The sequence below is a fragment of the Endozoicomonas sp. 2B-B genome (assembly GCF_053470045.1).
Genome location: NZ_JBLZMU010000001.1, coordinates 411,405 through 435,000, shown reverse-complemented (window position 1 = coordinate 435,000; position 23,596 = coordinate 411,405). Strand labels below are relative to the sequence as shown.

Genomic DNA, 23,596 nt, shown 5'->3' with positions numbered 1-23,596 from the left:
TCAAACTCTTCAGTTTAAATCGTTTTGCTTCCTGTCCGAAAACAGTCCGCTGCTCAATCATTTGCAATTAAACGTACATGAATTACAGGTATGTTCGCTTGCTTGATCAGCATTTAAATCATTTCAGAGCAAAGCTCTGTTGACCGATGCTATTCGCACAAGCGCCCACACGAATTGTCTGATAATTTGTTAAAGAACTGGATTAAAACAAGAAGGTTTTAACCGGCTGATTCAGCGGTCAGCGCTGTTCAGCGAGGCCGCTATCTTACCGCGACCGTTTTTGTTGTCAAGCCTTGTCTTTGCCAAGAAGTCAAAGCGGCTTTCCAACCCGCTAAACTGACAAACACTTATGATTAATCAGTGTTGTTTTTCCTGCTCAGCGGCGGCGCATTCTACCGTGTCAGCCGATGTTGTCAACCTGACTTTTTATCAGGCGATTCAGTTCTGCTGCTGTGGCGACCTGCTCCGTTCGAGGAGGCGAACTATACAGAATTTTATGTGGGGTTCAACATGCGACAAAGCACTCACGTATTATCCCTTAATGCTTAAGAAGATTATTTTTGCCGCAGCTATTTTACCCTTCTGCCAGAGGTAAGAAACCGGCAACTGGGCCGACTTTCTCAGGATGAATCAAAAACCAGCTTAACAATCACGCATTGGTGGCCACAAAATACTTTGGATCTTCAATGACATTCACTTCTACCATGTTGCCTGCTTTCTTCAGAAGTTTCTGACAATCCTGACTCAGGTGCAGCAGGTGCAGAGTTCTGCCTGCCTTGGTATAACGCTCTGCGAGGGTATCAATGGCTTCCAGTCCGGAGTGATCGCACACTCGGGAATCGGCAAAATCGATCACTACATCATTGTTGTCGACTTTTGGTGAGAACTGTTCCAGAAAGTGAGTGGTGGAGCCAAAGAACAAAGGTCCATGCACTTTGTAAACACTGGAGCCTTCACGGTCTTCTTTCTTCTCAATCCGAATGTGCTTGGCGTGTTCCCAGGCGAAGATCAGGGCAGAAACAATGACACCGATAATGACTGCGACAGCCAAATCGGTCAGAACCGTCACGACCGATACCAGCACCAGAACAAAGGCATCGCCGCCGGGCACCTTGCGCATGATGCGAAAGCTACTCCATTCAAACGTGCCAATCACTACAATGAACATGACACCGATCAGGGCTGCAACAGGGATTCGCTCAATCAGAGAGGAAGCCACCAGTATGAATGCCAGCAGGAACAACGCTGCAGAAATACCCGACAAGCGTCCACGCCCCCCGGAGTTAACATTGATCATACTCTGGCCAATCATGGCACAGCCGCCCATACCGCCAAAAAAGCCGGTCACAATATTGGCTGCGCCCTGACCCATGCATTCACGGTTCGAGCTGCCATGAGTTTCAGTAATCTCGTCCACCATACGCAGGGTTAAGAGAGATTCAATCAAACCAATGGCCGCCAGGATCAGAGAGTAGGGCAGAATAATCAGAAAAGTCTCCATGCTCAATGGCACCATGGGAATACTGAATTCAGGTAATCCACCGGCAATGCCTGCTACATCACCTACGGTTCGGGTATCAAGATCAAGGCCAATGACCAGCAGCGAAACCACAAGAATGGCTGCCAGAGAAGAAGGAATCGCCGTCGTCAGTTTAGGCAAAAAGTGAATAATGGCCATGGTCAAAGCCACCAGTCCCAGCATCATGCCGAGCTCACTTCCCTGCATCCAGGCTATATCGATAACACTGCCTTCCATGAAGGTTCCAGACAACCAGCCTGTCGCACCCTCTACACCAAATTGACCCAGCTGAGCCAGGAAAATAACGATCGCCAGGCCGTTAACAAAGCCCAGCATCACCGGGTGGGGCACCATGCGAATAAATTTACCCAGCTTCAACGCCCCTGCCAGAACCTGAATAATCCCCATCAGTACAACGGTTGCAAAGAGATACTGAACACCGTGGTCGGCCACCAGACTGACCATAACCACAGCCAGTGCACCAGTAGCACCAGAAATCATGCCCGGACGACCACCGATTGCAGCTGTGATAAGACCTACCATAAACGCAGCGTAGAGACCCACTAGTGGTTCAACACCCGCAACAAATGCAAAAGCTACCGCTTCGGGCACCAATGCCAGTGCTACCGTCAGACCTGACAACAGGTCATTTTTCATGGTAGCTACCTTACTAGCTTTAAGATCGAACAACATTGCCTCCGATTCAAACAGGCAGGTGGGTGGCGAAAGATTAGTTTTTAATTATACGAGCCGAAATGGGTTTGTCGGATAGAAAACCGTTTTAAATAGCTCTATGCCCAATAAAAGGAACACTGCTCTGTTTGATAAACAGAGGCAAAGAGTTAATTTTCAGGGAGAAACATTACGTGAATTCTAAAGAAGAGACTGGCAGAAGACAACGACCAGATAGTCTTGAAAATGACGGTTCCTGACCCGTTCGATTGTTGTCAATGATAGAATCAGAATCCTGTCGTTCATTCTCTTAACTCGCTCAGAAGCATCAGCTACAGGCTTTCTGAATGCAATGGTTTATTTCCTGAATTTTATGACAACAGTGCCGGCAATTTTGTCATGCCATCCTTGCCTTTTTTTATCCACTACGATCCAGAAAAAACCCAAAAACAGGGGTAAAATTGAGATAAAGTAAGCCAGGTAGCGAATGATAGACTGAGACAGGCTTGGAGCAAGGCCGGTCTTTTCATCAACGACTTTCATGGTAATAAGCATTTTGCCCGGTGTAGCGCTCTTGTAATGCCAGAACAAGACAACCGCCATCGCCGGAAATAACCAGTTGATCATGATATCGACCGGATCCAGGAGCTGCTTTGAATCTTTCATTGTCATCTGGTTACCGTCAATCATCATGGCAAGCGGTAGAGTAATGATGATCAGAACCAGTGTATCGATCAACGTTGCCCAGAATCGGTCGAGAAATCCAGCATATTCAAAGTTGTCTGATCTTTGAGGATTTAAATCGAGCTCAGACATTATCAGTCTCCTGGTTTACAGTCATCTGTCATTAGCGGTAGAGTCGGCAAACCCAGTCAAATTCTTAGTCTGCCGGAAGGACTGCGGAACCTTCCGAATGCTATCTCAACCCTGTGAAAGCAGATCTTTAATGGATGACTCCAGTTCCTGAGGCTTGGTTGTGGGTGCATATCGCGCAACCACTTCACCCTGACGATTCAAAAGAAACTTGGTGAAGTTCCACTTAATATTTTTAGTCCCCATTAAACCGGGCGCTACTTGCTTCAGATCCTTGTAGAGATTAGCAGCACCGTCGCCATTCACTTCTACTTTTTCAAAGACAGGAAATGTGACGCCATAATTTTTTTCACAAAAAGCACCGATTTCACTACTGTCACCGGGCTCCTGTTTGCCAAACTGGTTACAGGGAAAACCCAACACCACCAGCCCCTGCCCTTGATACTTCTTGTGCAGTTCTTCCAATCCTTTGAACTGAGGAGTAAAACCACACTGACTTGCAGTATTAACAATCAACACTACCTTGCCTTTATATTCAGCCAGAGACTGAATATCTCCGTTTAACAGTGGCATTTCGTATCTCAGAACATCCATTAAGTCTATCCTTATCTGGTTTAGGAAGGTTATACCTCATTTTTTCCAAATTGGATGAAAAAAATAAAATTAGCAGGGCTTTAGTATCAGATAGAGTCACGGAACGGGAATAAAAAAAGGCGGCTTGGGACGAGCCGCCAAAACGATGAGGATATGCGAGTCACTGGTAGCTGTTTACCAGTTAATCAGGTCAAAAAGTCTAGTTTCGATAGGCGACTCCTTTCTTCTTGTCAATGAGAATGATTCTCATTCTATACCTAACCTGCCCTTTTGCAAGTTAATTTTTGTTTTTTTGAAAAATACAAGGCGCCCACGGTCACGATTATTCTGCCAGCCCTTCGTTGATCGCCTGCTCCAGTGCATCCATGGCTTCCTGAGCATCCGGACCAGAGGCTTTGACTTCTATGGTGGTGCCTCTGGTAATCCCGAGACTCAATAGTTTCATCAGGCTTTTGCCGTTAATAAATGCGCCACTTTTATCAGGGTTTCTTACGTCTATCCGGCACTCAAAAGGCTTGATAGTGGATACAAAGACCTTACCAGGACGGGCATGCATTCCATTCGGATTAAAAATAGTGAACGCCCGGCTAAGCACTTCCTTTTCCGGTGCAGGCCAGACACTCCCTCTTGACGCCATAGCTTTCAATGCAAATGGAGAGTTAGAATCAACACGTCTACGAACCCGTTCTTCAGAAATCAGCTCAGGCACTCTGGGCGGAGAATTAATAGCATCAATAACGTCCTGGGGTTTTTCTGTTTTTGCCAGAGTGCTGCATAGCTCGTCGTTACCGAGCATTCGTGTCAGCCCTCTCAAAATCTGCAGATGTTCATTGGAGCAGGCTGCTATGCCAACAGCCATGAAGACCTTTTCACCGTCACCCCAGTCAACGCCGCGAGGAAACTGGAGAATGACCACGCCGGTTTTGATGACAGCATCACGAGTGTTCGGCGTACCATGGGGGACAGCAATACCATTTCCAAGGAACGTGGAGGAAATGGCTTCACGCATTTTTAAACCAACCGTGTAAGCTTCAGTGGTATATCCGGCCTCAACCATTTTCTGGCCGACTAGCTCTATTACCTCCAGCTTATTTTCAGCAGACTGATTCAGGAAAATATTGGACAAGTTCAGTGTTAACATATGAGCCAGATCGTTACGGCAGAGTCTGGAATATTAGCTGAACTCCATCACCAGTGACGACCAGGCTTCAGACATCAGCGTATCTTTCAGCATTATCCAGCAGCGCAGGATCAATGACTCTGCATTTGTGGTGCTTCTTTCAATACACTCCGGCGCTTCCCTGACCCGATCCAGTAAAATGGCATCACCACTGCAACCCAGAAAAAATCAAAAACAGGAGAAAGATTGAGATGAAGTGGATCAGACAGCGAATAATAATAGACCCAAAGCAATGCCGGTATTTTCAGCAACAATTTTCACAATGACAATCTTTTTGTCCGGTGCAGAAGTCCTGTAATGCCAAAAAGACAACCAGCGCCGGAAAAAACCATTTGATCATGATATCTCCCGGCACTGAGGCTGCCCTGAATTTTCAATCATCAGCCAATTGCCATCAGCCGTTGGGTAGGCAGGGGCAAAGTAACGATCATCAGAAACGAGATCTTGAATCCAGCTCACAAAACGGGAGTCTCCCCATTTATAGCCATGCTACTCATCAGAAATCGTCACAAGCCCGATTCATACAAACTGTTTCACCTTTTCGGCATCAACGTAAGATCTACCACCTTAAAGTGACCTGAGCGCCCCTTTAATTGAGAACCAGGAGAGGGAACGAAACTGACGCCTCTAGGATCACGCTTGTTCATCCTGAAGTTATTAAACCCGTACCTGGGAAAGCGGATCGCTTTTGATTCTAATCTCAGATCCTCCACTACATCCCCATTAGGCAAAGCAAGTAAACCAACAATCTCGGCATTGTAGACAACACCCACCCCATAACGATTGTCGGAGGTCAAATTAAGTTCGAGCGCAGGGCCATTCGACAAAAAATAGGGGTCCAGTGAAGGGAGGGTATGATCCAATTCAGTTCGAAAGAATAAGGAATCCTGAGTGTATTGGCTAAACTGCCGACTCAGCAGCATCCAGTTCATGACAGCAAGACCATACTGAGTTTCGACATAAGAATCTTGGAGATAGGGTCCAGCATTTGTTATCTCCAGCTTGTACCGCACTTCCTTCACAGCTGCCTTATCATCACTCTTATCGGTTAGGACCAAATCCCATGTTTCGAGCGGCACGTAGAAAAGCTGTCCTGTTGCCAGTTGCTCCAGTTTGATAATACCCCAAAAGCTTTCTCCATCCAGCTGATCAATGCCGAAGCCCGCCTCGGGGTTATTCAACAGCGACTCATCGACGCAAAAGCGTTCAAGTTCACCATCTTGATCGCCTCGCAGCAGCATACTGGCCAAATTGTAGTCATACTCGTGACTGTCAGTGCTAGACATCTTTTTAAACGGTGTGACAATTTTGAGTGCAAAAGGTGACGGCGTATCACTTAAACAATACTCCTCGCCGCAAATACCTTTCGACTCCCCACAAGAAAACTGGTATCTCGACTCTTTCGTAACCTTCGAATCCGGAGGAGCCTTGGCATCAGGAGGAACCTTGGCATCAGGAGGAACCTTGGCATCAGGAGGAACCTTGGCATCAGGAGGAACCTTGGCATCAGGAGGAACCTTGGCGTCAGGAGGAACCTTGGCATCAGGAGGAATCTCGTGATCAAGAGGAGCCGCTAAAGGAGAGGCCAGGGCGGCGGGAACAGAAAAGGCCAGAGCCAAGCTCAGGCAGGAGACTCTTAACAGATTCATGACTAGAATCCTCACAGTTAATTACATACTCTTGAGGTCAATGCCACTGGCTGAGACTAGTCGATCTCTGCCTGAATGCAAATTAGTCACACGAGAAATTCAAAGAAAGGAATGTGAAACCATAATTTTTTTTATAAATGATAAGCACCGATTTCACTTGGCTTCAGACATTGGCGTACTTCTCAGCATGACCCAGCCAGCGCAGGATCAATGGCTCTGCGTTTTGTGGTGCTTCTTTCAAGACACTCTGGGCTGCATCCCTGACCTGATCCAGCAAAATGGCATCCCGTTCAAGATCGGCTACCTTGAACTGGGCAAGCCCGGTCTGTCGGGTACCGAGTACTTCACCCGGTCCACGTAATTCCAGGTCTTTTTCAGCAATGACAAAACCATCGCTCGAGTCACGCATGACTTGCAAACGCTCTCTACTTTGCTGCGAAAGCGGGGCGTGATACATCAGAAGACAGTGGCTCGCTATGCTGCCCCGTCCGACACGACCTCTTAGCTGATGCAATTGAGCCAGACCCAGACGCTCCGGGTTTTCAATAATCATCAGGCTGGCATTGGGTACATCTACTCCTACTTCGATAACTGTAGTGGCCACCAACAGATGCATGTGTCCGGATTTGAAAGCATCCATCACTTCAAGCTTTTCAGCCGCTTTCATTCGACCATGAACCAGTCCTATAGAAAGCTCAGGCAATGCCTCACGTAACTGTTCAGCCGTCACCTCAGCTGCCTGGCACTGCAAGACTTCTGATTCTTCAATCAAGGTGCAGACCCAATAGGCCTGACGCCCCTCCAAACAGGCTGAGCGCAGTCGCTCTATCACCTGATCACGGCGGTCATCGCCAATCACGACCGTATTAACCGGTGTTCTGCCCGGAGGTAATTCATCGATAACGGAACAATCCAGATCAGCGTAGGCACTCATAGCCAGCGTTCGGGGAATAGGCGTTGCGGTCATAATCAGCTGATGAGGTTGCCCACCTTTTAACTCACCCTTTTTTCGCAGCGCCATTCTCTGATGCACACCAAAACGATGTTGCTCATCGATAATGGCCAGACCCAGCTTCTTGAATTGCACGTCTTCCTGAAAGAGGGCATGAGTGCCCACAACCACAGCCGCATCGCCCCGGGCAATCTCTTCCAGAACCTGCTGACGTTTCTTCCCTTTGGTTTTTCCTGACAAATAGGCGACAGAAACCCCCAGAGGTTTCAGCCACTCTTTAAAGTTTTTTTCGTGCTGCTCAGCGAGTATTTCCGTGGGAGCCATAACAGCAGCCTGATAATCGTTCTCGACCGCCTGAAGTGCCGCCAGGGCAGCCACCACTGTTTTACCCGAACCCACGTCGCCCTGAACCAGTCTCAACATGGGATCAGGCTTCATCATATCCTCACTGATTTCCGCCAGTACTTTTTCCTGAGCTCCCGTCAGGGAAAATGGCAGCTGCTCACGAAAATCACGGGTTAGCGTCTGCCTGGGTGACATTGCATAACTTTTTACTGTTCGGATCAGGCTACGCAGCTTCTGCATACTCAGGTTGTGAGCCAGAAGTTCTTCAAAAGCCAGTCGTATTTGCGCCGGATGGCAACCTTCAGAAAGCAGTTCAACAGAAACATCGGGGGGAGGCGAGTGCAGGAACTCCACCGCATCCACCAGCGCGCCAAGCTGGTACTGCCATCTGACATTTTCAGGCAGCCACTCCTGAAGTGCATCAGGATGATCGAGTTTTTCCAGCGCCTGTACACAAAGGCTCCGAATTCTCTGCTGGTTAAGCCCTTCAGTTGCCGGATAGACAGGCGTCAGGGTTTCCTCAACATCCAGATCATTATCCGGTTTGATGACCCGGTATTCAGGGTGATAAATCTCAAGACCGCTGGCTCCTCTTCGGGGCTGACCAAAACAACGAACCTCAGTACCGGGTTTGAGGCTATTCTTCTGTGCGCTGGAGAAATGATAGAACCGCAATCCCACAGAACCGGTGCCATCACTGATGCGGCAAAGCAGACTCTGGCGCTTCCCCATCAAAACATCAGACGCTACAACAGAGCCCTGAATGACATAATCCCCTTCCGGATGAATAGCGGCAATAGGTGTAATGCGGGTACGATCCTCGTACCTCAGGGGCAGGTGAAAAAGCAGATCCTGCAGGTTGTGAATATGGATTTTTGCCAGCTTGTCGGCAAGTGCAGCCCCAACACCTTTCAGCGCTGTCACAGGAATCTCATGCAGGGGCTTCACCATATCACCTCAATAAACTGCTATTACTTTTTATTCATTTCGCTTCCGTTACAGAGCATAGCCTGAGAGCACTGGACAATGCATCTATTGCCTTGGGTCTCGGAAAACTGGCACGCCAGGCCAAAGCAACTGTCCGACTGGGTGATGGCGAGCGAAAAGGCTTTGACGACAATACATCGGGCGCATAGTGGCTACCGACCAGGGCCGATTCAGGCAGCACACTAATGCCCATTCCGGAAGCCACCATATGGCGGATGGTTTCCAGAGAAGAGGCCTCGATGCCGCTTCCATCATCACCGGCATCGTTTTTCTGAGCCAGTAGCGGACAGGCCTCCATAACCTGATCCCGGAAACAGTGGCCTTCACCCAGGAGCAGTAACTCTTCGTTCACCAGCTCTGCGGGATCTATATCCTGCTTCGACAGCCAGGGATGCCCGGCTGGCAATAAAACCCTGAAAGGATCGTCATACAAAGGCAGGGTCAATACATCAGGCTCGGTAAACGGCAAGGCGATGATAATGGCGTCCAACTCGCCCATCCTCAGTTTTTTTCGCAACACCGCAGTAAAATTTTCTTCTATATACAGAGGCATTTTAGGCGCCACCTGTGCCAACTGAGGCACAAGGTGTGGAAACAGATAAGGCCCGATGGTGTATATAGCCCCCACCCTCAGGGGAGTGCTCAACTGATCGCGCCCGGCTTTGGCAATCTGTTTGATGCCCGACACTTCTTCCAGAACTTTCCGGGCCTGACTGATCACCTTTTCCCCCATCGGGGTCACCCGTACCGAATTTCGCGATCGTTCGAAAAGTGCCAGCCCGAGTTCATCTTCCAGCTTTTTCACCCCCACACTGAGCGTAGGCTGGCTGACATGGCATTTGGCAGCAGCACGCCCAAAGTGCTGCTCCTGAGCAAGAGTCACAATATAGCGCAATTCTGTGAGAGTCATAATGATAGGCGCCTGCCAGGAAAATACCAGAACACTGTAAATTTAAACAGTTTTTTTTTCAAACTATTCCTTTGGCTTTCTGTCAAAAGCAGAGGGTGTATTACCAGAGCCACAGAGAGAAACGTCCAATTTAAGTAAGGTTACTTGCATTTCCCTGAAGATAAAGGACACTCACGGGTGTCCTTTTTTTAAAAAATGACGGGGCCGCTATGAATAAAAATGTATTGATCGCCGGTTGTGGTGATGTCGGTTGCGAGTTGGCACAGCAGCTTCTGGACACAGGTAATTACTTCGTCTGGGGATTACGCCGGAGCATCGACCGTTTACCCGGGGGCATTCATCCTGTAAAGGGCGACCTCTCGAATCCGGAGCAGCTGGGCGAATGGCCCAACAAAATTGACTATGTCGTCTATGCGGCCGCTGCCGATGGACCCGGTCAAGACAATTATCATAAAGCCTATTTAAGAGGTCTTTCCAACGTTCTTTCCCGCCTTCAGGCAGACGGCCATCGGCCAGAACGAGTGCTCTTTACCTCCAGTACCAGCTGTTACCACCAGAATGATGGTCAGTGGGTGGATGAAACCTCACCCACGAATCCTGGTCGTTATTCCGGGAAGATCATGCTGGAAGCAGAAGCCATTTTGATCAACAGTCCATTTCCTGCAACAGCCGTTCGCTTTGGCGGTATTTATGGTCCCGGAAGACATCGCATGATCAACCGGGTAAGAGCCGGTGAAGGTTGCAAAGCAGAGCCTGTCATCTACGGCAACCGTATACACCGTGATGACTGCGCCGGTATTCTGGCTCACCTGATTCAAAGTGATGAACAGAAACTTCTCGTTGACTCCCTGTACCTGGGCGTTGACCACGAACCCGCACCATTATACGAAGTACTGCACTGGCTGGCGGATCAACTCGATATAGCGCTGGATGACAACCATCCTGCTCCCCAGCCCCAGAGAGGCAGCAAACGTTGCAGCAATCAAAGAATTGTTGATGCAGGTTACACTTTCAGGTTCCCAAACTATAAAGCTGGCTACTCAGAGCTTTTAAGCTCAATGTCTTCTGAGTAATTCTTGTTAAAGGAATATGAAAAAAATCGCTTATCGGATAGAGCGCTGCGCTCAAAGGACAGACTTGGAACAAGAAGAAATATAACAACCATGCAGCCAGGAAAATGGGTTTATCTGACAAACATCCTTCCGCCTGTGGCTGAGATATTTTTAACTGCGAGCGAAAAAAGCCTGCACAGAAAAAAATACCTCAATACTCGATGGAGAGATTCCCTGAGTATAATCCCCCCGGATAGCTATTAAAAAATCACCTCAACTCCAGAATGGCATCAATCTCGACCGGAACACCTTTGGGTAACTCTTTGACGCCAATAGCAGCACGGGCAGGGTAGGGCTGAGTGAAATACTCGGCCATAACCTCATTGACCGCATTAAAATTGCTGAGGTCGGTAAGGAAAATGCCCACTTTTGCCGCATCCTGAAGTTCCCCACCAGCAGCTTCGGCAATGGCTTTCAGATTTTCAAAGCAACGTCGGGTCTGCGCCTTGAAGTCTCCCTGCTCCAGTTCCATGGTCTCCGGAATCAGAGGAATCTGGCCGGAAACATAAACGGTCGTTCCCGCCTTAACCGCCTGAGAATAGGTCCCAATGGCCTGAGGCGCATTCTCAGTGTTTATGGTCTGTCTGTTACTCATTATGCGCTCGCTTCTAAACAGAAAAGAGCCAAATAGTAAGGGACAACACGTATTTTTCAAGTCCCTCTGAAGTTTTCGCCCATAAACGAGGCTCCTAGGCTTCTCTGCGACGGTTAATGGAGTGAACGCCCTTGATCACACGAAGGCGTTTAATGATTCGGGCCAGATGGAGACGATCCCTTACCTTGATCACCAGCTGAACCATGCAGAAGCTGGCATCACGCTCTTCCATGCTGATTTTTTCGATGTTGCCCTCCACTGCAGTGACACTGGTTGCCAAAGAAGCAATCATGCCTCGGTGGTGCTCCAGCTCTACCAACAACTCGACTGTGAATTCGCCGGAAACATCTTTGTCCCAATCCACCTCCAGTACTTTTTCAGGGCTATGACGAATATCAGCAATGTTTTTACAGCTTTCGGTATGAATCACGATGCCACGGCCTGAGCTGACGTGCCCGACAACCGGGTCACCCGGAATCGGGTAGCAGCACCTGGCAAAGCTGATCACCATGCCTTCCGTGCCCCGGATCGACAGTGGTTTCTCTGAGTCAGAAGTATCGATCTGGTTTTTTTCTGCTTCCACACTGCCAGGCTCCATCAGCATACGTGCAACGACGTATGCCATGCGGTTGCCTAAGCCTATATCTTCCAGAAGGTCATCCACAGTATCGAATTTCAGCGCTTCAATCTGACCTTTCAGAACCTGGTCGTCCATATCATCAAGATGACTCTCGAAGCTGACCAGAGCCTTGTTCAACAGTCGACGACCAAGGGCAATGGATTCATTGCGCCGCTGATTCTTGAGGAAGTGACGTATATTGGATCGGGCTTTTCCGGTCACAACAAAATTCAACCAGGCGACATTAGGTCTTGCACCGGGCGCTGTGACCACTTCTACCGTCTGCCCACTCTGCAATGGTTGACTCAGGGAAGCCAGACGACGGTCAATGCGACAGGCTACACAAGTGTTACCCACATCAGTATGCACGGTGTAGGCAAAATCAACAGGAGTGGCACCCTTGGGTAATTCAAGAATATGCCCCTTGGGTGTAAAGACGTAAACTTCGTCCGGGAACAGGTCGATCTTAACGTTCTCAATAAACTCCAGTGAATCACCGGCATTCTTTTGCAGTTCCAGAACACCTTTAAGCCACTGACGTGTACGGGCATGACTGCCGGACAGCGCTTCATCTCCGGATTTATAGAGCCAATGAGCAGCAATGCCATTATTGGCCATATCCTCCATTTCCTGGGTACGGATCTGGATCTCGATGGGAACGCCATGCATACCAAAAAGACTGGTATGAAGTGACTGATAGCCGTTGGCCTTGGGGATAGCAATGTAGTCTTTGAAACGCCCCGGAATAGGCTTGTATAGATTATGAACCATGCCTAACGCACGGTAACAGGAGTCGGCACTCTCAACTATGATACGGAATGCGAACATGTCCATGATTTCGGCAAAGGACTTGCTCTGGTTACGCATCTTTCGATAGATACTGTAAAGGTGCTTTTCCCGTCCTACCACCCGGCCCATCAGGCCGACTTCTTCAAGGCGGGCAGCAATGGCTCTCTGAACCTGACCGACAAGATCCTTGCGATTACCCCGAGCCTCTTTTACTGCCTGACGTATCATTCGGGATCTCATGGGATACATGGCTTGAAAGCCGAGATCTTCAAGTTCAATCCGCAGATTGTGCATACCCAACCGGTTGGCAATCGGCACGTAAATGTCGAGGGTTTCTCTGGCAATCCGACGACGCTTGTCGGGTCTGAGAACACCCAGAGTACGCATATTGTGAAGTCGGTCTGACAGCTTGACCAGAATGACCCGGATGTCCCGTGCCATGGCCAGAGCCATTTTCTGGAAGTTTTCGGCCTGGGCCAGAGTCTTGTTTTCAAACTGCATGTGCGTCAGTTTGCTGACTCCGTCAACCAGATCGGCTACCACTTCACCGAACTGTTCGTGAATGGCAGATTTTTCAATTCCGGTATCTTCGATAACATCATGCAGCATGGCGGCCATCAGACTATGATGGTCCATGTGCATGTCTGCAAGAATCGCAGCTACTTCGAGGGGGTGGGTAATATAAGGCTCACCACTACGCCGGGTCTGACCGTCGTGAGCCTGTTCAGCGTAATAGTAAGCCCTACGAACAAGATTCACCTGTTCGGGATTCAGGTAGGACTTCAAGCGGCCGGCAAACTCTTCAATAGTCAGCAAAGCCCGCTCCTCCTGTGCAGCCATCCAGCCATCCAGAACATCTCCGGGAGAGATCTGGAGGTATTAACCCTCAACGCCAGCCAGAAACATGGCTGCTTCGTCTTCGTCTACCACTTTTTCTTCAACAGACAAAGGGGTTACCAGACCTTCTGCAATTTCGCGTAGCGCCATAACGGTGGGCTTGTCGTTTTCCCACTCCAATTTGGGGTCCTTACCACCAATCGCCAGCTGACGGGCACGCTTGGAAGCGACCATAACCAGCTCAAAGCGATTATCAACATTGTCCAGACAGTCTTCTACGGTTACTCGAGCCACTGCTCACCTCTCAAATTTGATCACTGTGGAAATGCCCTTTCCTATTCGCCCGACCGGGGTTAATGTTCTGCCTCTTTTCGGTCAGACTCCCTGGAAAGAGCACTTTTGTTCCATGGCTGAAACAGCCTGTTTTCCGACCTTACAGTTTACTTTACGACCAGAGTCCAAACAAGCCCGTGACGGGTCAGCAGCCATACTACGGAAGGTCAGTTCATCAGTCATTGGTTATTTATCGGCAACTGATTTGATTGCGTCAGATCAATAGGTCTTTCCGAAGCACATCCTTATAATGACACATCCGCTCTTTTTACTGGACAGCCACGAGACTATGACAAAGGCTAAAGAAGTAGAGATTTTCTACCTTTCGGACTTCCCTTAAAGGTAGTTATGCAGTTATTTATATAGTATCGCCGTCACCTGACATTATTATTTTGCCACCAACAAATCAGAACAAAACTTATGACAATCACGGTTAATCAGCTGACGACTCCGGAAAAGCTGGCAGCATTGCAATCAGTAATGAAAAGCCAGAACATTCACGCGTGGATTATTCCAAGCTCCGATCCACACCAGAGCGAATACGTGGCCGATCGCTGGAATGGTCGTGCCTGGCTGTCCGGGTTTGATGGCTCAGCAGGTACCCTTGTGGTACTTCAGGAGCGGGCGGCCTTATGGACCGATGGCCGTTATTTCCTTCAGGCTGAAGAACAACTGGCGGGCAGCGGCATTGAACTGATGAAACAGGGGCAGACTGATGTGCCGCCAATCAACAGATGGATAGCAGATAACCTTGAAGAAGGTCAGGTCGTTGGCTTTGATGGCAAGGTTGTCAGCCTCAGGTTCGTCAGAAATCTCAAAGGGTCGTTTGATGGCAAAAGCCTCTCCCTTAAAACCGATCTTGACCTGCTGAGTGATATCTGGAAAGACCGCCCAGCCATGCCTGCTGAGTCCGTTTTCCTCCACAGCAATGAGATGGCAGGAAAAACTCGTGAAGAAAAGCTGGCTGAAGTACGGAAAGAAATGACAGCAGCCGGAGCCGATCATGTTCTGCTCACAGCCCTGGACGACACCGCCTGGCTGTTCAACCTGCGTGGTTCTGACGTTGAATGCAACCCGGTTTTTCTTGCTTATGCTCATATTACCAAAAACTCGGCACAGCTCTTTATTGACGAGAGTCGTATAGATAAAAACGCTCTGGGAGCACTGAAAGCCTCATCTGTAGAGTTGAGAGCTTATTCAGCGATTGCAGACAGTCTGTTGTCACTCGACAATGTTGCACTGTTGATTGATCCCGCGACTACCTCTCAGTCGCTGTTTGAGGCTATTGCAGACAGCGTCGATGTTATTGAGACCACCAGCCCGGCCAGAAACCTCAAAGCGATTAAGAATCCCGTTGAAATCAAACGCATGAATGACTGCCATCGTCGTGATGGTGTCGCCATGGTGCGCTTTATGCGCTGGCTTGAAGGCCAGATTTCCACGGGAACCCTGACCGAAGTTACCCTGGATGAAAACCTTCAGGCATTTCGGGCAATGGCTCCTGAATTTAAGGGACCAAGCTTTTCGACCATTGCCGGATATGGGCCTAATGGTGCGGTCATTCACTATCGGGCTGAAAAAGACACCTGCCTTACAGTTCAGCCAAAGGGGCTTCTGCTGGTTGATTCGGGAGGCCAATACCCGGATGGCACCACAGACATTACCCGCACCTTTGCCTGCGGTGAAATGACCGAAGAGGAGAAGAAAGACTACACTCTGGTGCTCAGGTGTCATATTAACCTGGCACGGGCACGTTTCCTGCGAGGTACCCGTGGCATCCAGCTGGACATGCTGGCAAGGCAACCGGCATGGGCTGAAGGTCAGAATTACAATCACGGTACCGGTCATGGTGTAGGATATTTCCTGAATGTTCATGAAGGCCCGCACAGTGTCAGCCAATACTTCCTGGATGTGGCTCTGAAGCCGGGTATGCTGATTACCAATGAGCCAGGTATGTATCGTAATGGCAAGCACGGTATCCGGATCGAAAATATCATGCTGGTTGAAGAAGATATCAAAACCGAATTCGGCGATTTCTACAAACTGACAGACCTGACTCTGGCACCGATTGATACCCGTCCACTGTTGCTCGATACGCTCAACAATGGGGAGATTGAGTGGCTGAACAACTATCACGCCAGAGTGAGGCGTGAACTGTCTCCACTTTTGGAAGGGGAAGATCTGAAGTGGCTGACCAACGCCACGGAATCAGTCTGATCAGAGGCAACTATAGAATAAAACGGCAGCCCGATGGCTGTCGTTTTATTCCTTACTGTTCAGTTCAACAAACCCTCAATCAGGCCGGACTTGTAGTGCTGCATCCAGCCAATAGACAAGCGACGGCTCCTGATGATCGTTTGCAGGTCACGCAAAGCCAGATCAAACTCATCATTGATAACCAGGTAATCAAACTCTGCATAGTGAGACATCTCATTCACAGCCTGATTCATACGACGTTCAATCACCTCTAAGTCATCGGTGCCTCGACCGATCAAACGCTCACGAAGCGCTTCCTTGGAAGGAGGCAGAATAAAGATGCTGACGGCTTCTGGCATCAGCTTGCGCACCTGCTCGGCACCCTGCCAGTCAATTTCAAGAATAACGTCTTCGCCGGTATCCAGCTGTTCCCGTACCCAGGCTTCAGAGGTGCCATAGTAATTCCCGAAGACTTCTGCGTGTTCCAGGAACCGGTCCTGGTTCATCAGCTCCAGAAAAACGTCCTTGCTGGTGAAGTGATAGTTCATTCCGTCTGTTTCGCCGGGTCGAATCGGACGGGTTGTGTGGGAAACCGATACCTTCACATGGGGAGTCGACTGAACCATAGCCTTGACCAGACTGGTCTTGCCGGCTCCCGAGGGGGCTGCGATGATATAGAGTTTACCTTTGTTTACCATGATATCTCCAAACGACAGCAGTAAGACTGCCGGGGATTTAAATGAAACACTTCCGATGCACACTAAGTCTTTTGAACATTGCGGAGAATGATTAGAATGCAGTTTAACAGAAGCTAATAAGTCTTCTTTAGTAGAATAAGTTTTTGCAGGGGTTGCAACGAGGCCACCATGAATAATAACAAACAGCCGGTACGCCTGTTGACGCTTGAGACTTCCAGAAACGAGGCAGAGCGTTGGGTTAAACTTTTCCGCAACTCCGGCCTTCCGGCCCGCGTACAACATCTGGAAACTCTGGATGAGCTTGAAGAGGCGCTGAACACTGGCCTTTGGGATTTATTGCTCACGGTTGAAGAAACGCCCATGCTCAATGCCGAGCAGGTTTTGTCCAGCATCAGGAGATTAAAGCTCGATATTCCAGTCATTGTATCTGTTCATGATAATAAACCCGACATGATTAAGCACTGGCTGGAGAAAGGAGCAGGTGATGCCATCCATCACTGTCACGAAGAACTCATGTTGCACGCCATTCTCAGAGAAAAAGCGAGTCAGGAACGCCGACAACAATTGCAAAAGCTGCAAAAAGAGCTGAACGACCTTAAGCAGCGTTGTCAACTGTTGATGGACAATACTTCACAGGCCATTGCCTATGTTCACGAAGGCATGCACATCGATACCAACCCTTCTTACATCAAACTGTTTGGTTATGAAGACCCGGATGATCTCGCGGGTATGCCTCTGATTGATATGATCGCTTCCCAAGACCAGCCTCTGTTTAAAAATCTGATCAAGCATTTCAAACCGGGCGATGAACAGCCCGCTGTTGAGTGCCAGCTAATAAATGCTGAAGACCAGACGTTTTCGGCAACAGTCCTGTTATCTGATGCAGTGTTTGATGACGAGCCGTGCATTCAGGTCATAGTCAAAGCCAGTGCTCTCGCATCAGCAACAACGACGGTCGTTCATCAGGAAGACGATTCTATTCTGATTCCGCGAAAACACTTTACCCCGGTGCTCAACTCTGAACAGGAGCCGGAAACCCTGGCTTATCTGAGGCTCGATAACTATGACTCGATTCGGGAAAATATAGGCATTGACGGCAGCATAGCGGTTCAGGAAACAATCAGTCGGCTTCTCTGCGAACATGTACCCGAGAGCACGGCCACACACTATGGTGACGAAGTATACCTGATCAATGTCCATGAAAAGAATATTACCGATCTGGAGCCTTTAAGAAAGGCTCTGGAAAATGAACTGATCTCTGCAGGGCAGCAAACTCTCTTCACCACAGCCAGTATTGGCCTGGCTGAGAGTGGTCAGGAATGTGATGGACAAGCCATGCTGGAGCGCGCCCGTCTGGCCTGTCATCTGGCAGCCAGCAGCGGAGGTAATAAGCTCGAATTCTTTTCCCAAAGCGCTATCGATAATCAGAAAGCCTGTAATGGTGATACCGTTGCCATAATTCGTCAGGCTCTTGAAAACGACAGTTTTCGTTTGTTGTTCCAACCTGTGATCAGCGTAGCCGGAGATGGTCCTGGCTATTATGAAGTTCTGTTGCGTCTTCTTGACCAGAAGGGCAGAGAAGTCCCTGCCGGCGAGTTTATCAATGCCGCAGAAGACAGTGACCTGATGCCATTTATTGACCGATGGGTTATCCGTCAGTCCGTGAAGCTGCTGTCCAGAAAGCTCAGGAACGGTGAAGATACTCGACTGATGATTCACATCAGTCAGGCCAGTCTGGATGACGAAGAATTTACTGAGCGTCTGTCTCGCCTACTGCAAGCTGCAGATGTTCCAGGCCATATGATTATCCTGCAAATGGCCGAAAGACTGATTCACCAGCATCTCAATCAGGTTAAGTCTTTGGCGGAACGTTTGCAGCCTGTTGGCTGTCAGTTTGCCATGACCCAGTTCTCGGGCGAGTCACGCTCCATGAGAATCATGGAACACCTGGATCTGGTGTTTGTGAAACTGGATTATCTGTTCACGGAAAAGCTTGATCGTAATGACGATGCTCATCTCAGGAAAGCCACGAAAAATCTCAAGAGCCTCAATAAAGTCATTATCATGCCCGGGGTAGAAAATGCCCAGACACTGACCAGCATCTGGCAGCTGGGTGTTGATTATATGCAGGGTCATTATCTGCAACCGCCTCTTGAATCCATGACCTACGACTTCGGCAGCTAGCAGCCTGTCGGACTTAAGACTGTCCTACTGCGGCGGCAGCAAATTGGTCTGAAAGAGTTCAAAGCCACCCTGATCAATAGCGCCGTAACTGGCAAAATCAAGGTAGCCTCAGGGCATCAGGCAGCATCCGGCTGGTAGGGGGTAACGTCCAGCTCTTTCTGCTTCAGGTGCCACAGGTCGTAGTCGTTTTGCATCGCCAGCCAGACCCAGGCAGAGGGGTTATGAAATACCTTTTCCAGCCGGAGCGCCATATCTGAGGTGATGGCTCCTCGACCATTAACCACCTTGGATAGGGTTTTGTGGCTGACGTTCAACAGCTTTGCGGCTTTGGTGATGCTGACACCCAAAGACTTGAGAATTTCTTCTCCCAGTATTTCACCGGGGTGCGGTGGGTTGTGCATGCCCATCAGTGGTAATCCTCATAGTTTACAATTTCAATGCCTGATTCAGTGAGTCGGAAAGTAACGCGCCAGTTAACGCTAACGGTGACTGACCAGACACCCTGCCGCTCGCCTTTCTGAGGGTGGAGCCGAAACCCTGGTAGATCCATGTCGGATGGGGTTGTGGCCCGGTTTAACAAGAAGAGAATCCGCCCCAGTTTTTTGGCATGTTGTGCCTGTATTCCCGAGGTTTTACCGGTACGATAGAACCGCTCCAACCCCTTATACAGAAAACTGATTATCATAGCCAAAGTGTAACCTCAAAGATTCCAGTGCCAATTGAGAGATAATGATGGTCAGCCAAACCAATGAGCAGGCGCTTGGGGCTGCCATCGAACAGCAGCCTAAGGGCATCTGCCTCAAACACTGGAACAGAGTAGCAAAGGATGTTGCCGCCGTTGCGCCGAGCCAGAGTTTCCAGCTGGGTTATACAGAGGATTTCAACGCCTGGCATACTGTGGATAAGCTGTATACAAAAAGAGGTTGGGCATTCCTGTAAGGAGGAGAGGTTCAGGCCAAGGTGTTTGCTGTAATACTCTATCGTCACTAATATGTGTAAATATACAAATAATATACACATTGGTGAATCATGCGCTCGAACATAGTAATTGATGATGACTTAATGGCACAGGCATTGAACGCTACTGGACTGGAAACCAAAAAAGAAGTGGTGGAGCAAGGCTTGAAACTACTGGTAAAAACAAACGGTAAACCCTTACCTTGCAGTTGATGCATACTGGACACCAGAATAATTATCTCCTCCCGCTGACGTTGTTTAACGCCGCGCCCAGTGACGATATTCATCATCATGACTGAACGAGCAGTGAAATAAAACGGTACATAGTCATTCAGAACCCCACCTGGTGCGATAGGCACTTCGTAGCGGGTACATCTGTCCGTCATTCCGGGTTGCCAATAGAGATCCATTGTGGTGAATGAAACCCACTATTGCCGCTGTGCAGCCCATTATCCAGAATCCAAGGCAGGTTATGGCGTTGGACAATACGCCAGATCAGGGCTTTTTCCGGGTTCAGTTTGTCAAAGCCTTTAACCATTGACAGCTTCAGGTTCCTAAACAGAAACAAGGACTTTACCGGCAAGGAGGTCTTGCATCAGGCCGAGTTTTTGATGCTTAAGTTTATTAAGCAGGGTGTCTTCCATCATAACTTAAATTCTAAACTATCTGTTATTACTCCCTGAAGGAGATTGAAGGGCACTGCATTTCTGCAAAGCGATCGGCCCCAAGGTGCGCAACAGAGGTTGTTTGTTTTGCAACTTGAATGAACCTGCCTGTATCCAAATATAACTTGAATAAATGCTCGTAAAACTCCGGGTGGTGGTTCACAGTATACCTAAATCTGATGAGGGTGTTCTGAAAGCAGTAAATATCGTCTTCCCCTCTATATAATGATGATCTTCCAACTAGTTCAGGGCTTTGTCCATCATTCGATAAAATATCCTTGTCTCTCACGGAAAATACTTTTCTTTATTTCGGTATGAAATCCATTTCCATATCATCTGAGTAGTCAATAAAGCCATCAAAAACATTCGCAACTCGTAAATAGGGAGTTGTGCATTTACCAGAGTGCTTATCCGGGCTTATTGGCCTGCGTGACAGCTCCCGCATTGTCGGGCCAGGCTTCTGACTTCAAAGGCTTCGGCCAGCCTATAACGACCGGACTCACGCAGAAGCCTCCATCAGCATGGTGACGAATCTGGCGACTTTTAATTCGGTAAATTATCAATATCTTCCGGGCGCAGATGGTTCTGGGCTTTGCCTTCACGGTATTACCGGTCGGCATTAATGAGTAGCACATGCTTAGGTTCTGCTGCCCTTTCTTTGTTGGGTTGAACTTGTAGTGCTTTTGGGCTGGTATAAGCTGATTTTTTATTACAGAGTGCCTGTTAACGTTATTGGAGAGATAGCACCCGAAAAAACCGACAACTAAAGCTGGTTCGGTTTTTTCGGTTGTTTTACGGGATGGCAGTTTATTGAGCTGGTAGGCATTTCAGCCAACAAGCCATCCTGCAAGAGAACAATCAAGAGATACCGTCAATGCTTGAAGTATTAATTTCTGCTACCAATGCCTTTTGCAAGTACATGAAGGCTGATCTGGATCGGTTACCCAGCCCGGACGGAAAGCGTATTGGGACCCAGCCCATCGCTTCTGGCGATCATGTCATTGCCTGGCAGGTGCATGCGGTTCAGGGCTACCGGAATAGAAAGGAGTACACGGATGTTATTGCAGTAGAAGCCCGCAGCCGCTATGCCATTCTGTTTTCTAACCCGACGTTTTCTGATTTAAACGATTTTGCTGAGCGATTTACCAGGCGCTGGGCGAGAGAGTGTATCCATATGACCATAGAGAGTGGCGCTACCACAGAAGATGACGCTCAGACCATGTATGACCAGTTTCTGGATAGGGATAAGGTCATCCGGTTTGTCAGAAATACCGACCTCAGCGTCAATGGACATGTTACGGATGCTGAGCATTGGCTGAACCAGTCCTATGAACGTTATGGGTTGGAACAACTGAAGGAGAGTGAAGAAATCGGGTTGGGAATGCAGCGCATCAACTGCGTCCGCAAAAAAGCCAGGGCGTTTCCCGGAGCGAAACATATGGAGTCGTTTATTCCCATGTCGAGGATGGTGGATGACTGGCTGTTCCGATTTGCCAGAGGTCTGTCTGAGTGGGTATATCCGGAAACGCCGTTCGGGGACTTTCCGAACCCTTTTCCTGCTAAAGCAACTACTCTTACCGGGCAGGAGGCATCATTGGCTTTACCAGATAATGTGGTCAGCCTTGATGAGATACGTAGGCGTAAGAAGGTGTAATAGGCACAAAAAGTATGAGTGAGTACCAGTATTATGAGTTGGTGGCCGTTGACCGACAGTTGTCCAAAGAGGAGATGGGCTATCTCCGGGGGATTTCCAGCCGGGCACAGATATCGTCTACCCGGTTTTGTAACACTTACAACTACGGTGATTTAAAAGCCGACCCGAGGCAGTTGCTGAGCAGATTCTTTGATGCTTATGTTTATGTTTCCAATTTTGACTACAAGGTTTTTACCATCAAGGTGCCTCGAAATCTTATCGATGAGTCTCTGTTGCTTCGTTATCTGGTGAATGATACCAGCAGTTACACAGGGGTGGCTGGTCACTGGATCATTGAGTTTGCTTATGAAAATGAAGAAGGCTACGACGACGATTGGGATGAAGGTGATGGCTGGATGGGCAGCCTGTTGAACATTCGCAATGAGCTGATGCACGGTGACTACCGTTCACTGTATCTGTCCTGGTTATCTCAGTTGGACTGGCTGGAGCAAGATTCCCTGTCTCCCGCCATCCCACCCGGCATTGATGATCTTTCTGCCAGCCAGAATGCGTTGTGCGATTTCCTGAAACTGGATGCTCAGCGGGTTGTGGCGTCGGCCCGGGTCAAACCGGATTATGTCAGTGTTCAGCCGGAAGCACTGGTTGATCGATATGTAGCGCTACTTTCCGAAGAAACGGCCAAAACTCAGCTGAAGGCATTGTTGTTAGACGAGACCGGTACTGTACGAAGAGAACAGTTTGCCACCCTGGTTGATCAGGCTCAGGAGGTGCCCTCCAGCAGTTCGGTCACGGTTGGCCAACTGCTGGCTTCCGCCGGGGAGTTGCGGAAAAAGGCCCATGAAAAGGCCATGGAACAGAAGCTGCGGCAACAACAGGAAAAGGCCGCAACCGTAGCCGCCAATGAAGATGCCTGCTGGCGCCGGGTGGAAGAACTGCTTGAGAAAAGGGGTTCTTCTACGGTGTATTCTGAACTGTCTGCAGAGCTTGGTGATCTTCAACTCATGGCCAAAATGCTCGACAGACAAACAGCCTATGATCAAAAGCTGGCAGAGCTAAAACAACGCTATGCCAAGAAAACCAGCCACTGGCTGGGGTTAAGGCACCGGTAAACGACCGCTGCCTATTAATCAATTAGTTATCACAGACTGCCCTGAGCCCCAGCAATCATTGATTGGTTTTGAAAGGTGCGGTTTGCTTTAAAAATGTACAGTCGACAGAAAACACCAGTAAACAAGTAGACGCTAACACCATTTTTTGATGTTGTTAGTGTTTGCATGTTGTGAATTTCTCTATTATATAGACAGATATACACCATTTAAGTGGTTAAACCGTCTAT

22 protein-coding genes, 1 rRNA gene and 1 pseudogene (1 of these 24 running past the window's edge) are annotated in these 23,596 nt (G+C 48.8%); 7 read left to right on the top strand and 17 right to left on the bottom strand.

Going from position 1 to position 23,596, the window contains the following annotated elements; all coding sequences use genetic code 11:
• The 8 genes from ACOMHB_RS01770 to ACOMHB_RS01735 all read right to left on the bottom strand — a co-directional run.
• Window positions 1-16, bottom strand: a 16S ribosomal RNA gene (locus ACOMHB_RS01770) (it extends 1,540 nt beyond the left edge of the window).
• Between the two features lie 633 nt (window positions 17-649).
• Window positions 650-2,176: a SulP family inorganic anion transporter gene (locus ACOMHB_RS01765; protein WP_422473277.1), complete on the bottom strand. Its 1,527-nt coding sequence runs from the start codon at window positions 2,174-2,176 to the stop codon at window positions 650-652.
• Between the two features lie 372 nt (window positions 2,177-2,548).
• Window positions 2,549-3,007 (bottom strand): RDD family protein, encoded by a 459-nt coding sequence (locus ACOMHB_RS01760; protein ID WP_422136281.1) that lies wholly within the window; start codon window positions 3,005-3,007, stop codon window positions 2,549-2,551.
• Between the two features lie 105 nt (window positions 3,008-3,112).
• The gene (locus ACOMHB_RS01755; protein WP_422136280.1) at window positions 3,113-3,598 is read right to left on the bottom strand and encodes a glutathione peroxidase; all 486 of its coding nucleotides are present in this window, start codon (window positions 3,596-3,598) and stop codon (window positions 3,113-3,115) included.
• Between the two features lie 322 nt (window positions 3,599-3,920).
• Entirely contained in the window at window positions 3,921-4,739 is an 819-nt protein-coding gene (locus tag ACOMHB_RS01750; RefSeq protein ID WP_448215245.1) for an HPr family phosphocarrier protein, read from the bottom strand.
• Window positions 4,740-5,311: 572 nt separating this feature from the next.
• Window positions 5,312-6,427 carry a hypothetical protein gene (locus ACOMHB_RS01745; protein ID WP_448215244.1) on the bottom strand — a complete coding sequence of 372 codons (1,116 nt, stop codon included), beginning with the start codon at window positions 6,425-6,427 and terminating at the stop codon, window positions 5,312-5,314.
• Between the two features lie 163 nt (window positions 6,428-6,590).
• Window positions 6,591-8,675: an ATP-dependent DNA helicase RecG gene (gene recG, locus ACOMHB_RS01740; RefSeq protein ID WP_448215243.1), complete on the bottom strand. Its 2,085-nt coding sequence runs from the start codon at window positions 8,673-8,675 to the stop codon at window positions 6,591-6,593.
• Between the two features lie 31 nt (window positions 8,676-8,706).
• On the bottom strand, window positions 8,707-9,621 hold the full coding sequence (locus ACOMHB_RS01735; RefSeq protein WP_448215242.1) for a hydrogen peroxide-inducible genes activator: 915 nt from the start codon (window positions 9,619-9,621) through the stop codon (window positions 8,707-8,709).
• Between the two features lie 209 nt (window positions 9,622-9,830).
• Between ACOMHB_RS01735 and ACOMHB_RS01730 the strand changes: the two genes are divergently transcribed.
• Window positions 9,831-10,694, top strand: coding sequence for an SDR family oxidoreductase (locus ACOMHB_RS01730; protein WP_448215241.1), 864 nt, complete (start codon window positions 9,831-9,833; stop codon window positions 10,692-10,694).
• A gap of 247 nt (window positions 10,695-10,941) precedes the next feature.
• Here ACOMHB_RS01730 and ACOMHB_RS01725 read toward each other — a convergent pair whose 3' ends face one another.
• From ACOMHB_RS01725 to rpoZ, 3 genes are all read right to left on the bottom strand, one after another.
• Window positions 10,942-11,328: a RidA family protein gene (locus ACOMHB_RS01725; protein WP_317144337.1), complete on the bottom strand. Its 387-nt coding sequence runs from the start codon at window positions 11,326-11,328 to the stop codon at window positions 10,942-10,944.
• A 94-nt stretch (window positions 11,329-11,422) separates the two neighbouring features.
• Window positions 11,423-13,552, bottom strand: a complete 2,130-nt coding sequence (gene spoT, locus ACOMHB_RS01720) for a bifunctional GTP diphosphokinase/guanosine-3',5'-bis pyrophosphate 3'-pyrophosphohydrolase (RefSeq protein ID WP_448218591.1) — start codon at window positions 13,550-13,552, stop codon at window positions 11,423-11,425.
• A gap of 63 nt (window positions 13,553-13,615) precedes the next feature.
• Window positions 13,616-13,867, bottom strand: coding sequence for a DNA-directed RNA polymerase subunit omega (rpoZ, locus tag ACOMHB_RS01715; protein WP_252177852.1), 252 nt, complete (start codon window positions 13,865-13,867; stop codon window positions 13,616-13,618).
• Between the two features lie 459 nt (window positions 13,868-14,326).
• Here rpoZ and ACOMHB_RS01710 point away from each other — a divergent pair, with 459 nt between their 5' ends.
• Window positions 14,327-16,123 carry an aminopeptidase P family protein gene (locus ACOMHB_RS01710; RefSeq protein WP_448215240.1) on the top strand — a complete coding sequence of 599 codons (1,797 nt, stop codon included), beginning with the start codon at window positions 14,327-14,329 and terminating at the stop codon, window positions 16,121-16,123.
• Window positions 16,124-16,182: 59 nt separating this feature from the next.
• Here the strand turns inward: ACOMHB_RS01710 and gmk are convergent, their stop codons facing one another.
• A complete protein-coding gene (gene gmk / locus ACOMHB_RS01705) occupies window positions 16,183-16,800 on the bottom strand; it encodes a guanylate kinase (RefSeq protein WP_422136272.1) in 618 nt (205 codons plus the stop codon).
• Between the two features lie 168 nt (window positions 16,801-16,968).
• Here gmk and ACOMHB_RS01700 point away from each other — a divergent pair, with 168 nt between their 5' ends.
• On the top strand, window positions 16,969-18,984 hold the full coding sequence (locus ACOMHB_RS01700; protein ID WP_448215239.1) for an EAL domain-containing response regulator: 2,016 nt from the start codon (window positions 16,969-16,971) through the stop codon (window positions 18,982-18,984).
• Window positions 18,985-19,100: 116 nt separating this feature from the next.
• Here the strand turns inward: ACOMHB_RS01700 and ACOMHB_RS01695 are convergent, their stop codons facing one another.
• The gene (locus tag ACOMHB_RS01695) at window positions 19,101-19,391 is read right to left on the bottom strand and encodes a HigA family addiction module antitoxin (protein WP_448215238.1); all 291 of its coding nucleotides are present in this window, start codon (window positions 19,389-19,391) and stop codon (window positions 19,101-19,103) included.
• Window positions 19,391-19,669, bottom strand: a complete 279-nt coding sequence (locus ACOMHB_RS01690; protein ID WP_448215237.1) for a type II toxin-antitoxin system RelE/ParE family toxin — start codon at window positions 19,667-19,669, stop codon at window positions 19,391-19,393. Before ACOMHB_RS01690 ends, ACOMHB_RS01695 begins: the two co-directional genes overlap by 1 nt.
• Window positions 19,670-19,713: 44 nt before the next feature.
• On the opposite strand from ACOMHB_RS01690, the gene ACOMHB_RS01685 reads away from it, so the two are divergent.
• Window positions 19,714-19,923 carry a hypothetical protein gene (locus tag ACOMHB_RS01685; protein WP_448215236.1) on the top strand — a complete coding sequence of 70 codons (210 nt, stop codon included), beginning with the start codon at window positions 19,714-19,716 and terminating at the stop codon, window positions 19,921-19,923.
• Between the two features lie 90 nt (window positions 19,924-20,013).
• The gene (locus tag ACOMHB_RS01680) at window positions 20,014-20,154 is read left to right on the top strand and encodes a type II toxin-antitoxin system VapB family antitoxin (protein WP_448215235.1); all 141 of its coding nucleotides are present in this window, start codon (window positions 20,014-20,016) and stop codon (window positions 20,152-20,154) included.
• An 11-nt stretch (window positions 20,155-20,165) separates the two neighbouring features.
• On the opposite strand, the pseudogene ACOMHB_RS01675 reads toward ACOMHB_RS01680, so the two are convergent.
• From ACOMHB_RS01675 to ACOMHB_RS01665, 3 genes and pseudogenes are all read right to left on the bottom strand, one after another.
• A pseudogene (locus tag ACOMHB_RS01675) lies at window positions 20,166-20,327 on the bottom strand (DarT ssDNA thymidine ADP-ribosyltransferase family protein); the annotation flags it as partial.
• Window positions 20,324-20,479, bottom strand: a complete 156-nt coding sequence (locus ACOMHB_RS01670; protein WP_448215234.1) for a hypothetical protein — start codon at window positions 20,477-20,479, stop codon at window positions 20,324-20,326. The gene ACOMHB_RS01670 and the pseudogene ACOMHB_RS01675, both read right to left, overlap by 4 nt.
• A 534-nt stretch (window positions 20,480-21,013) precedes the next feature.
• Window positions 21,014-21,241 (bottom strand): hypothetical protein, encoded by a 228-nt coding sequence (locus tag ACOMHB_RS01665; RefSeq protein ID WP_448215233.1) that lies wholly within the window; start codon window positions 21,239-21,241, stop codon window positions 21,014-21,016.
• A 239-nt stretch (window positions 21,242-21,480) separates the two neighbouring features.
• Between ACOMHB_RS01665 and ACOMHB_RS01660 the strand changes: the two genes are divergently transcribed.
• Both ACOMHB_RS01660 and ACOMHB_RS01655 read left to right on the top strand, forming a co-directional pair.
• Window positions 21,481-22,260 carry a hypothetical protein gene (locus tag ACOMHB_RS01660; protein ID WP_448215232.1) on the top strand — a complete coding sequence of 260 codons (780 nt, stop codon included), beginning with the start codon at window positions 21,481-21,483 and terminating at the stop codon, window positions 22,258-22,260.
• A gap of 14 nt (window positions 22,261-22,274) precedes the next feature.
• On the top strand, window positions 22,275-23,369 hold the full coding sequence (locus ACOMHB_RS01655) for a hypothetical protein (protein ID WP_448215231.1): 1,095 nt from the start codon (window positions 22,275-22,277) through the stop codon (window positions 23,367-23,369).
• The last annotated feature ends 227 nt before the right edge of the window (window positions 23,370-23,596 follow it).